This is a genomic window from Bradyrhizobium sp. (assembly GCF_049519115.1).
Taxonomy (GTDB): Bacteria; Pseudomonadota; Alphaproteobacteria; order Rhizobiales; family Xanthobacteraceae; genus Bradyrhizobium.
Map to the genome: position 1 here is coordinate 147120 of NZ_JBEKRB010000001.1, position 11654 is coordinate 158773.

The 11654-nt window shown below is 60.9% G+C and carries 11 protein-coding genes; 6 read left to right on the forward strand and 5 right to left on the reverse strand.

Annotated features, from left to right (window positions below; all coding sequences use genetic code 11):
* Window positions 1-24 precede the first annotated feature (24 nt).
* The 3 genes from ABSE61_RS00765 (at window position 25) to ABSE61_RS00775 (ending at window position 2112) form a co-directional block, all read left to right on the forward strand.
* A complete protein-coding gene (locus tag ABSE61_RS00765; RefSeq protein WP_423869143.1) occupies window positions 25-324 on the forward strand; it encodes a hypothetical protein in 300 nt (99 codons plus the stop codon).
* Window positions 325-544: 220 nt separating this feature from the next.
* Complete coding sequence (locus tag ABSE61_RS00770) at window positions 545-832, forward strand: helix-turn-helix domain-containing protein (RefSeq protein WP_423869144.1); 288 nt, start codon at window positions 545-547, stop codon at window positions 830-832.
* Window positions 829-2112 (forward strand): type II toxin-antitoxin system HipA family toxin, encoded by a 1284-nt coding sequence (locus ABSE61_RS00775; protein ID WP_423869145.1) that lies wholly within the window; start codon window positions 829-831, stop codon window positions 2110-2112. Before ABSE61_RS00770 ends, ABSE61_RS00775 begins: the two co-directional genes overlap by 4 nt.
* A gap of 241 nt (window positions 2113-2353) precedes the next feature.
* Here ABSE61_RS00775 and ABSE61_RS00780 read toward each other — a convergent pair whose 3' ends face one another.
* Window positions 2354-3412, reverse strand: coding sequence for a DUF21 domain-containing protein (locus tag ABSE61_RS00780; RefSeq protein WP_423869146.1), 1059 nt, complete (start codon window positions 3410-3412; stop codon window positions 2354-2356).
* A gap of 71 nt (window positions 3413-3483) precedes the next feature.
* A complete protein-coding gene (locus ABSE61_RS00785; protein ID WP_423869147.1) occupies window positions 3484-4260 on the reverse strand; it encodes an acetoacetate decarboxylase in 777 nt (258 codons plus the stop codon).
* A 234-nt stretch (window positions 4261-4494) separates the two neighbouring features.
* Between ABSE61_RS00785 and ABSE61_RS00790 the strand changes: the two genes are divergently transcribed.
* Window positions 4495-5664, forward strand: coding sequence for a patatin-like phospholipase family protein (locus ABSE61_RS00790; RefSeq protein WP_423869148.1), 1170 nt, complete (start codon window positions 4495-4497; stop codon window positions 5662-5664).
* Here ABSE61_RS00790 and ABSE61_RS00795 read toward each other — a convergent pair.
* The 3 genes from ABSE61_RS00795 to ABSE61_RS00805 form a co-directional block, all read right to left on the reverse strand.
* A complete protein-coding gene (locus tag ABSE61_RS00795; protein ID WP_423869149.1) occupies window positions 5658-7502 on the reverse strand; it encodes a tetratricopeptide repeat protein in 1845 nt (614 codons plus the stop codon). The genes ABSE61_RS00790 and ABSE61_RS00795 overlap by 7 nt on opposite strands.
* Window positions 7503-7610: 108 nt before the next feature.
* Window positions 7611-8237, reverse strand: a complete 627-nt coding sequence (locus ABSE61_RS00800; protein ID WP_423869150.1) for a 2OG-Fe(II) oxygenase — start codon at window positions 8235-8237, stop codon at window positions 7611-7613.
* Complete coding sequence (locus ABSE61_RS00805; protein ID WP_423869151.1) at window positions 8224-9381, reverse strand: glycosyltransferase family 4 protein; 1158 nt, start codon at window positions 9379-9381, stop codon at window positions 8224-8226. The genes ABSE61_RS00800 and ABSE61_RS00805 overlap by 14 nt, the downstream gene beginning before the upstream one ends.
* Before the next feature lie 270 nt (window positions 9382-9651).
* Here ABSE61_RS00805 and ABSE61_RS00810 point away from each other — a divergent pair, with 270 nt between their 5' ends.
* Entirely contained in the window at window positions 9652-10176 is a 525-nt protein-coding gene (locus ABSE61_RS00810; RefSeq protein ID WP_423869152.1) for a hypothetical protein, read from the forward strand.
* Between the two features lie 207 nt (window positions 10177-10383).
* Complete coding sequence (locus ABSE61_RS00815; protein ID WP_423869153.1) at window positions 10384-11631, forward strand: serine hydrolase domain-containing protein; 1248 nt, start codon at window positions 10384-10386, stop codon at window positions 11629-11631.
* Window positions 11632-11654 lie beyond the last annotated feature (23 nt).

An 11654-nucleotide genomic window follows, 5' to 3' on the forward strand; every position in this document is an offset into this window, starting at 1 on the left:
AGGTGCGTCATGGCACGATTTTTGATGGCGATACTATTGCTCGCGCTTCTGCCCGGCTGGACCGACACCAGGGGCATCGTTCGCGTCGAAGCGGCGGCGCCGGACAAGCCTTATGACTTTGTGGTGCACGTCAGAAACATTCCGGACATCAAATATAATCCGCTGGTGCGCCAGGACCGCAACCGCATGGCGCTTGATCTCGTCCGCGGCGAATGTCCGAGGGGCCGTGTCGTCGGCGAGGACACCGTGAACACCGAGATCTACGGCATCACCTCTCAACTGCCTGACTATGTCGTGCTAGTGAGCTGCGCGCGGAGTCGCTGAAGGCGCCGCCCAGGGATTGGGACTGCATCGCTAGAGCATGATGAATTTAGGCGCAGGGCTCAATCGCTTCGCGCCGCGCTCGCTACCTACCTTAACAAGTTCATATTTTATTAATGTAAGCGAACGATAACATTTAAGATTGTCGTCGAACGACGACATTTCTCTATGTCAACGAACGCTAACATATGCTAATGTTAGCAAACGCTGTTAGGGATGCGCCATGCTCATACGTTCACCTGCCGACCTCGGCGCAATTATTCGCGATAAGCGCAAACGCCTCAAGATCGATCAATCTACCCTGGCCAAACGCATCGGCGTCAGCCGTCAATGGGTGATCGAGGTCGAGCATGGGCACCCGCGCGCCGAACTGGGACTCGTACTGCGTGCTCTAGACGCCTTGGACATCCGTTTCGATGCGAGCAGCGAACTCGCTAAGGACCGCAGCTCAGCCAAATCCGCTGTCAACATTAATGCCATCTTGGCCAAAGCCAAAAAGAGCAAAACATGACCGACGAACTTGTCGCTCTGTTGGATGGCAACGAAGTTGGCCGCGTACGTAATGGCGCACGTGGCCGGTTGACCTTCGTCTATGACAGCAAGTGGCGCGACACAGGCGGAGCCTATCCCTTGTCGCTTTCGATGCCGCTCGCAGCCGAAGAGCACGGTCCCGCCGTCGTTCAAGCCTTCCTATGGGGACTTCTCCCGGACAATGAGCGCGTGCTTGATCGGTGGGCCAAGAAATTTCAGGTGTCGGCGCGCAACGTCTTCGCCCTCATCTCTCACGTCGGCGAAGATTGCGCGGGCGCTGTCCAGTTTGTCAGGCCTGATCGTTTGGAAGCCTTGAAGAGCGGGAAAGAAGACAAGGTCGAATGGCTCGACGAATCGGCAATCGCAAAGCGCCTCCAAGCCTTACGCGAAGATCATGCCGCCTGGCGTTTGCCACGCGACACAGGGCAGTTTAGTCTTGCCGGCACCCAGCCGAAAACCGCCCTTCTTTTGCAAAAGAGCCGTTGGGGTGTTCCTTCGGGACGGATTCCAACGACGCATATCCTTAAACCGCCAACGGGCCATTTTGATGGTCATGCTGAAAATGAGCACATCTGCCTACAGCTCGCACGCCACCTCGGCTTCCCTGTCGCAGAAACTAAAGTCACGCGGTTCGGAAAAGAGATAGCTATCGTGATCGAGCGCTACGACAGACAGATCATCGGAAACGATATCGTCCGTATCCATCAGGAAGATATTTGCCAGGCACGTGGGACGTTGCCGACCAAAAAATATCAAAACGAAGGGGGACCAAGTCCTTCCGACATTATCGAGCTATTGCGTACCTACTCTACGGATCGCGAAGTTGATATTGACACTTTTGTCGACGCCCTCGCCTTCAACTGGCTTATTGCCGGCACCGATGCGCACGCCAAAAATTACTCGCTGCTGCTTGCCGGGGGTCCCGAAATAAGGCTGGCACCACTTTACGATATCGCCAGCATTCTTCCCTACGACGAGGTCGATGCTCAAAAGATCAAGCTCGCGATGAAAATCGGAGATGAGTACAAACTCAGCCAAATCGGCTTACGCCAATGGCAGAAATTCGCGCGCGAAATGCGATTTGATGCGGACAAAGTGCGTGCCGGACTAACCCAAATGGCCGAGCAGCTTCCCGACTTCGTTACCGCAGTGCAGATGCAAGCGAAAAAAGATGGATTAGACAATGCCATCATTGGACGCTTGGCGACGCAGCTGATCGTGAGGGCCAAGGATTGTGCGCGTCGTCTGAAGGAAACCTAGATTTCGGCGTTACGTCACGCCGATAATAATCATTGTGATCGGTGCCACTACCACCATTACTGACAGCGCGAGCGCCGCTCGTCGCGCCCCCGTAAGCACGACGTGAGAGAGCAAATCGAACCCGCGGTACTGGCTCGGCCAAAACTCATCAAGCGCGCTTTACATCGACGCGTTTTCTTCACGCGAACCGGTGTCGACCCCCGGATCAGGTCCGGGGGCATGCTTCGCTCGAAAACGCTACCTAAGCCCTTTGAGCTTCCGGCACCGGCTGCTTCACCGGCTCGACGGTCGCGATGCCGCGCAAGAGACGGCCGAGCAGGTCGGAGCCTGTGATGATACGTTTGCGCGTGCTCCACACCAGAATGAGATCGTTCTCGATCAAGTCGTCGTCGGGCGTTTCCTGAACCACCCGCATCTGCCCGATCACGTCGCCAAGCTTGGCCTTGGTGTCGCGGACCACGATCGGCCGATGCCAATAGGCTGATGTGTCCAACTCAAGCTGGTTGAACAGCGCATCGCGCAGGAAATGATGGGCGTCGAGCACAAAGACCGGCTCGCCGGTCGCAGCGTCGGTGATGATCACCCATTTCATCCCGGATGCATCGACTTGCCGCAGGAACGGATCGTCGGGCGAACGCTGGAACGACGGCAGCACGCAGCGCTGATTGACCAGCGGCAGGCTGATAATGCTTTTGACGTCGACGAACTCACCCTCGTCACAGACGGAAATATCGTCGAGGTCGAGAAAATTCTGCGCGCCGGTGGCCTCCAACTTTCCGATCGTGCCTTCGCTTCCACTGTGGCGCGCGAGCATCGATCGCAAGTCTCTTTCTTTCATATAGGCCGGGCCTTCCGGTCCGAGCCAGGCATCGAGCAGCATCGCAGTCGGCTTCGCCAGCGGATACAGCACGACGCGGTAGAAATTCAGGAACGGCAGAAAACGCGAGGTCACCCGCAGCGCGTTGCGCGAGAAGTAGGCCTGCGGGATGATTTCGCCGAGCATGGTGATGGCGAAGGCCGAGAAGAAGAAGGCGGCGATGCCGTGCAGAACGGAGTCGGACAACAGGGTCAGAAGAACGTTGGTCGTGACGTTGCCCCAGATCACGGTCGCCAGCACCTGGTTGGCGTTATGGCGCAGCTCCAGCACCTTGACGGCGTCCTGGTTGCCGCCATCGGCTTCGACCTGAAGCCGGAGCAGGCTAAGACTGAAGACCGCAAGGTTGAGGCCGGCAAACAGCGCCGACTGGATGATGCAGGCGCAGACGCCGAGCCATGCGCCGGTTGTGCCAAACGCAGCCATGCTTGCCGTCCCGGTTCTGTTGGTGCGGTGCCGGCGTCACGACGGTACAGCACGCATTTGTTCGACGGCCGCTACTCCGCCGCCTGCTGGGCGACGGCGTCGACCTCCTTATTATAGTCGAACACAACGCGGCCGTAAGGCAAGGTGAGATCGGCGATGTAGTGGTGGGCGCCGATGACGCGGCGGACCGGGAAGTCGGCGACCGGCGCGTTGACGTGGGGAACCAGATGCAGGCGGCCGGGCCCGACCCACGATCCCTTCACGACGATGTCGATCAGGTTGATCGCGACCAGCTGGCAGACTTCGGCATGGCCATCGACGCCGGGGATCAGCTTCAGATTGATCTGGGTCTTCGACAGCGTGGCGCGGGTCGGCGAGCCGTCGCCAGCCATCGCTTCGTGCTTGTAGCCCATGGTGCCCATGGCAACGAGTTGCCCGGCATATTCCAGCGTGCCGGTCAGCGTGTCCTTGACGATCTCGAGCTTGGGATGGGCGTACTTCTTCGGAAAGCCCCAGATCTCGCGGCCCGCCACGATCGGCGGATCGTCGTCGAGATACATCTGCGAGATGAAGTTGACGTCCTCGCCGTTCAGCCGCGCCGGGATCACGAGGCCGGATTCGGTATAGCTGCCGAAGCCGGAAGAGTCCGGCATCTTGATCCATTCATAATGCACGATCGGGGTCTCGATCGGCTCCAGCGGCTCGGGCAGTCCGGCCCGGATCAGATCGGGATCGGTCTCATAGCTGATCACAAGAAATTCGCGGTCGATGAAACGATAGGGACCGGCGGGATAGCTCGGAGCGGCGAGCGGCATGGACGGAAGCTTCAGGACATCTGCCTTGCGCATCGAAAACCCTTATCTTCTGGAGCAAGTTATTGTTTGAAACTGGTTTGACGTCACCCGAACGGCGTCACACTCGCGCGAGCCGCATCGGATTGCCGGATCGAAGCTATTTTCGCGGTACGGTAACCAAGGTGTTTGACGGCCGGATGAAACACCCGCGAGCGGCGGGCCGTGTCATACCAACGTCACCGCCGTTTTTCACTCTGCGCCCCTGACGCAACGACTGGATCGGATGTGATGGATCAATTCGCGGGTGATGAACGACTGCTGAAATCCGAAACGGAAGCTGCCGCGCCGTGGCGTCCCGAAGCCTGCCATCGCATCGCGCTGGTGTTGCAGGGCGGCGGCGCGCTCGGCGCCTATCAGGCCGGCGTTTATCAGGCGCTGCACGAAGCCGGCATGGAGCCGGACTGGGTTTGCGGCGTGTCGATCGGCGCGATCAATTCGGCCATCATCGCCGGCAACCCGCCGGAGAAGCGGCTGGAAAGATTGCAAACCTTCTGGGACCGCATCACCGCGCGCAAGGTCTGGCACTATACGCCCGATGGCGACATCTATCGCAAGGCACGCAACCTCACGAGCTCGTTCATGACCTCGACGCTCGGCCAGCCCGGCTTTTTCAAGCCGCACGAGGTCAATCCGTGGCTCAGCCCGGCCGGCGCCAAAACCGCCACCAGCTATTACGACACGACGCCATTGCGCGAAACGCTGCTGGAGCTTGTCGATTTCGACCGCATCAATGCGCGCCACATGCATTTCGCGGTCGGCGCGGTGAACGTGCTCACTGGCAACTTTCTCTACTTCGACAACAAGAAGGAAGTGATCGAGCCCGAGCATGTGATGGCGAGCGGCGCGTTGCCGCCGGCGCTGCCGATGGTGCGGATCGGCACCGATCATTTCTGGGACGGCGGCATCGTTTCCAACACGCCGTTGCAGCATCTGCTCGATCAGGAAGACGGCCAGAACTCGCTGGTGTTCCAGGTCGACCTGTTCAGCGCGCGCGGGCAGTTGCCGCGCGACATCCACGAGGTCACCTCGCGGCACAAGGACATCGTCTATTCCTCGCGCACGCGCCACAACACCGACGTCTACAAGCGCATGAACAACCTCAAGGCCGCGCTCTACAAGGCGCTGTTGAAGGTGCCGGAGGCGGAATTGAGCAACGAGGAGCGCACGATGCGTGATAGCCTCGCGCATCTGTCCGCCATCACCATTCTGCAATTGATCTATCAGCAGAAGGCCTATGAGGGCGACTCGAAGGACTTCGACTTCTCGGCGACCTCGATGCGCGAGCACTGGATGAGCGGCCTGGAGGATACCCGCCGTACCTTGCTGCGCCGCGACTGGCTCGCGATGCCGACCGAAGGCATCGTCGTCCACGACGTGCACCGCGAGCGGGATTACTGAAGCGGCCGTTCAATCGCTTGGCGGACGGCGGTCATCGCCATCAGTTCGCCGCGCACCCGCGCAATGACACCTTTATAGTCGCGCGTCTCGTCCTGCCTGAACAGGCGCACGCTCGGATACCAGGGATTGTCGTCGCGGTTCGTTAGCCAGCGCCAGTCGGGCGTATGGGGCAGCAGGATCCAGGTCGGCCGTCCCAGCGCCCCGGCCAGATGGGCGATGCTGGTGTCGACAGTGATGACAATATCGAGGCACGCGATCAAAGCGGCCGTCTCGGCGAAATCTGCGAACCCGGACGTCAGGTCGATGATGTCGGATCGCTCGCGCAGGATCGCTGCGTCGCTGTCTCTCGGGTCCTTCTGAATACTGATGAAGGTCGCGTCCGCATCGAGCACGGGCACGAGCAGTTTTAGGGGGATCGAGCGGTTGTGGTCGTTGAAATGCACGGGATTGCCCGACCAGACGACGCCGATCCGCAGGCGTTCGCGCGGGCCGAGCCGGTCCTCCCAGGCCTGCACACGCTCCACATCAGGCGAAGGCAGATACGGCAGAGACGCCGGGATCGTCTCGAGCCTGGTGTCGAAGGCGAGCGGCAGGCTGCACACCGGACAATACAGATCGAAGTGGGGAAGACTGCCGGCTGATTTGGGCAGCACTTCCGCGACGCCGGCCATCCCGGACAGAAGGGAGACGGCGGGGTCCTCGACCAGAAGGATCACGCGCGCTCCGAGCGCGGCCAGCATCGGGATGTAACGCGCGAACTGAATCAGATCGCCAAAGCCTTCGTCGTTAACGACGAGAATGGTCTTGCCGGCGATGGAGTCCCTGCCGAGCCACCGCGCCTGAGGGAAATCGAAATGCGCGAAGCCAACGAGTTTCGACCGCGCTTCGCGCCCGGCCCAGCCAGCCTCGAAGTTCCCGATCAGGAGCTCAACGAGGGAAGCGTCGAAATCTGCCTTCGCGTCGTCCGGATCAAGCGCCTTGATCTCGTCGTAAACCGCGAGCGCTTCCACGAAGCGGTGAATGTTGGTCAGGGTAAAGGCCTTGTTGCGAAGTGCGCCGATGAAGTCCGGTTGAAGCGCGAGCGCCCGGTCAAACCATGGCAGCGCCTCGGCCTCGCGATGCAGCCGCTGCAGGAAGACGCCGAGCTGGTTACAAAGTCCGGCGTTGGCCGGATCGCGCTCCTGAGCGCGCGTGATGTCGACGAGACCCTGCTCGAACCGGCCCTCGATATACATCGCAAGCGCGCGCATCTGCAGCGCCAGATTGCTTTCCGGCGGCATCTTTTCATGCAGCTTGAAGAGCTCGAGCGCCTCCTCGCTCCGCCCCTCGTGATGGAGCAGAAATCCGGCCTGGAACGCGGCATCCCAAAGGCAGGGATCGAGCTTGAGCGCATGCTGAAAGCTTAAGGCCGCCTCGGAAAGTCGTCCGGCATCGGCGAGGGCACTGCCGAGATTGCGCCACAGGCCGCCGTCGTCCGGCTTGAGCCGGACTGCCTTGTCGAAAGTCAGGAGCGCGTCGTTGTGCCGCCCCTGACGCTGGAGCGCGGTAGCCAGACTAGTCAGATAATCCGCTTTGGGCTGCTGCCGGATCGCGCGCGATATCCATTCGACCGCATGATCGTATTGGTGCGCCTGCAGCGCGATCACGCCCATCAGGTGCAGCGTCTCGGCGTTGGCCGCATCGCGTTCAAGCGCCTGCTGACAACAGAGCTGGGCTTCGAGGTACTCGCCGGCGGAAAAGTGCCGGACGGCGGCTTCATGGAGCGCTGCGGCTGTGGTTGTGGCCGGCACGGCCAATTCGGTGTCCTTGTGGGCCGCTCTGCGTTCGCGGCGGGTCATCGGAATGTCAGCGTAGACGATCCCTCATCACCTAGTTGATTCTGCAGCATGCAGGAAGGCCCGGCCACCGCGAGCGGAAGAGACCCGGCGCGGCGAAACCTACCGCCGTCACGCAGTCGCGGGCTGGAACAGGCGCTTGATCATCGACGAGAAGCCGTGACGGCCTTGCTCGCGGTCGACGACGGACTGGTCGGTCACCCAGTTCAACTGGATCGCGCGGCGCTTGCCCGCAAACGGGTGATGGCCGTGCCACGACGTGTCCGAACGCTTGAAGATCAGAAGTGTCCCGCCGGACGGCTCGACTTCGGCGACGTAATTTTCGAGGTCCGTGCCGTTGCGCAAAATGCGCAGGCGCCCCGTCGAACTCTCCCAGGAATCGTCGTTCATGTAGAGCAGGACGGTGATGATCTTGGTTTTGGAATCGGTGTGGATCTTGCCGTCGCGCGCCCGGCAGAATCCGCGCACCGTGTACATCGTCGGCCGGCCGGTGAGGTCGATGTCGAACTTTTCCTCGACCAATTGCCGGAACGAAGTCGCGAGAAGTTCGTCGATCATCTCCTTGAAATGCCCGGCAATTTTCAGGCCCGCCGGCGGATGCGAGCCGGGCCCGGGCACTTCGGGATAGTCGGAAAGGACCTGCTTCAGCTTCTCGCGTTCGACGAAATCCCGCACGATCAGATATTCGAAGGGATCGCGTTGCAGCGGCGTCGAGCGAAGCGTGTCAAGCTTGAGCATGGTTCCTCCTGTACCCGGTCCGGTCCGGATAACTCGCGGGTTCGGTCTCGCCCGCGTTTTGCCGGCCTTTTTCCGTCAGGCCAAGTGGGCTTTGTCCTTCGGTCCACAGCCGGTCATAAACGCTGCGGATGCGGCGCGCCTCGGCTGCGAGCGAGAAATTGGCGTGTACGAATTCCAGCGCCGCCCGGCCGTGTTCTTTAGCCATATCCGGCTCGCGGAAATAGGGTTCGATCGCGGCGGTCAGCGCCTCGGCGTCGCCCGCCGGCACGATGGCGCCGTTCACTCCAGGCTGGATCATCGACGGAAACGATCCGGCGTCCGAGGTGACGACCGCCGTCTGAGAGGCCATGGCTTCCAGCGGGGTCAGGCCGAAACCTTCCTGGCGCGACGGCGCCACAAACAACGTGAAGCGCCGGTACCACACCGAAATATCATCGACATCGCCCAGGAAGATGATGCGCTGTGTGAGCCCTGCGGCCGATATCTTCGACTTCAACTCGCGCTCGAAGGCGAGATTGTCCGACGTGGTGCGGCCGGTAATGATCGCGGTCCAGTCCGGATAGTTCGGCAAAAGCTGCACCATCGCATCGACAAACAGATCCGTGCCTTTCTGGTGGCGGATTCTCCCGGTGCAGCCGACGGCATATTTGCCGGGAAGCCCGGTCGCGGCGTAGTCGTCCTCGTGGCCGCGCGGCGGATGGAAGTGGTCGAAATCCGTTCCATGCGGGACGACCGTATAGGGGACGTCGAGGAAACTGCCCGAGCGTTCGCTGGTCGCAATCACCGCATCCATTCGCTTCAACATCCAGCGCGTCAGCGGCTTGTGCCGGCGCTGACCGGCGGAGTTGAAGATCAGCCGCAGCGGCGCGCGCAGGACGTACCTGAGCAAAAGCCCTGCGATCATCTCGTTGTTGCGGCGGCAATGGTAGATTCGAAATGGCCGGTTGGCCGGCCGGCGAAACAGTTTTGGAACGTCGCGCCAGCGCATGCGCGGCACCCGCTCCGGCAGGTCGAAGCCGAGCGCCGCGATTTTCAGCGTCTTGGCCTGTTCCGGAACCAGTTGCACGACCGCCGTCGTGCCGCCGGACTGGCGCCAGTTGAAGTTGGTGGCGACCACTTCGATTTCCGAAAAATCGTCCGTCAATGCGATGATCCCTGGACGAGGCAGACTATCCCTTATCACGCTGAGAGGGGTTAGCAGCGGCCGTAAACGTTCACAAGATGCAGGCATTGCGAAGTAAAGGCTAAAGCGAAGTGCCAAAGCCGAAAATGAAAATTCATTAATAATAGCAAACACCTAGAACGACTGCCAAGGTTTGGCGCGGGCAGGATTTTGGTCACCCGGGAGGGCGGCCGTGTTACCTGAGGAAAATCTCCGGTAGCATTATTCCGCTCGATCCGACGAGGACAAACCATGACGAAATCGGCGTGCCTGCTGACTGCGATCTTTCTGGTGTGGGCACACACCGCATTCGCCGATGAATTTCAAAACCTGCCATGTGGCGCTGACATTCCCAAAGCCCTGATCGGGAAGCGCTCGTCGAACGAGCCGGTCGTTCAAACCGAGAAAAAATACCGTGCCCTCGGCCTCAAGGGTCTGGGCGGCGATGAAATTTCCGATCAGCTCTCCTCGGTCAACTGGCTGATCTGCGGCGCCGAATATGTCGAACTGATCGACCGGCGCGGGCTCGTCCGCGACGCGCTGTTGTTTCCGCCGCATTCCAAAACCGAGCCCGCCTTTTCCGGCATTTGCCAGGCCAAGGGCCGCGATCTTCCCGACATCATCCTGGCGGTGCTGGACGGCAGCACCGCCGCCGATCTTTTGCCGGTCAAGACCGCGTGGAAGCTCGACCAGAAGGGCGCTAGATTCGTACCCGTTTCGGGCGAGGGCCTCGTTTGCCCGCGAAGCGGCATCATCACCCTGGATGGTGGCCGCTGAGGCGAAAGCGGCTTCCGGGGTAGCCGCGGATCGCTGCCATGCGGTGTTACCCAAGAGACACCACCGATGGCAGGTGCTAATGTTGCCATTCGCGGCAAGCCGAAACGGCGCCGCACCTTTCGCCGTCCCCCAACCGGCGTCGAACGGGAATTGAGCAACGGGAGAGCAGGGGTATACCCGGCCATGAACGACAACAGGGAGACTTCCATGAACAAGACCGCTGAAATCGCATTCGCCGCAAGCGTTGCGGTTGTCGCGTTCGCAAGCACCGCGAGCGCACAGAATTCGCAGGCCCAGGCCGCCATCGACGCGAGCCTACGTGGCGCGGTCGAGGGCAAGGATGTGCCGGGCGTGGTGGCGCTGATCGCCGATCGCAAGGGCGTGCTTTATGAAAACGCATTCGGCGTGGCCGACGTTGCGACCGGTCGCCCGCTCAAGACGGATGCGTTGTTTCGCATCGCCTCGATGACCAAGCCGATCACGTCCACGGCACTGATGCAACTGGTCGAGCAGGGCAAGATCGGTCTGGATGATCCCGCCGAGAAATATCTGCCGGAACTGAAGAACCCGAAGGTCATCGAGTCCTTCGATGCCATGACCGGCGATTACAAGCTTCGTCCGGCGGCAAGCGCACCGCTGGTCAGGCATTTCCTGACCCACACGTCTGGGCTGGCCTATCCCTTCACCAGCGCGATCTGGCGCGATTTCAAACCGCATGCCGGCGAAACCTATCCGTTCGGCGGGCCGATGCTGTTCGATCCGGGCGAGCGCTGGCACTACTCGACCAGCATCGATGTCGTCGGCCGGCTGGTCGAGGTGGTGTCGGGGCAAAAGCTCGAGGATTATTTCCACGATCACATCTTTGTCCCGCTCAAGATGACCGACACCTCCTACAATGTGCCGGAATCCAAGGGCCCGCGCCTCGTCGCGCAACAACAGCGCGACGGCGCCAAGATGGACGGCCCGGTCGTGCTGCAAATCCCGCCGCTGGTCGGTCTCATAATCGCCGAGCCGATCGGCGGCGGCGGGCTCGCCTCGACCGCCGATGACTACGGTCGCTTCATGCGCATGATCCTCAACGACGGCGAACTCGATGGCGCCCGTGTGCTCAAGGCCGAGACGGTCAAGCTGATGGAGCAGAACCATATCGGCGTGGTCTCGGTGCCTGCGCTCAAGAGCGCGTTGCCGCGCAGCGCCGACTTCAGCTTCATTGCCGATGGCCGCGACAAATGGGGCTATGGCTTCCTGATCACGGTGGATCAGCTTCCGGGCATGCGCTCGCCCGGCTCCTTAAGCTGGGGCGGCATCAACAACACCTATTTCTGGATCGATCCGGCGCGTGGCGTCGCCGGCACGATCCTGATGCAGTATTTGCCGTTCGCCGACGCCAAGGCGCTGGAGGTTTACCGCGCGTTCGAACGCGGCACCTATCAGCTCGTGAGCGCGGAGAAGTAGAACATTTGCGAAATCCGGCCGGC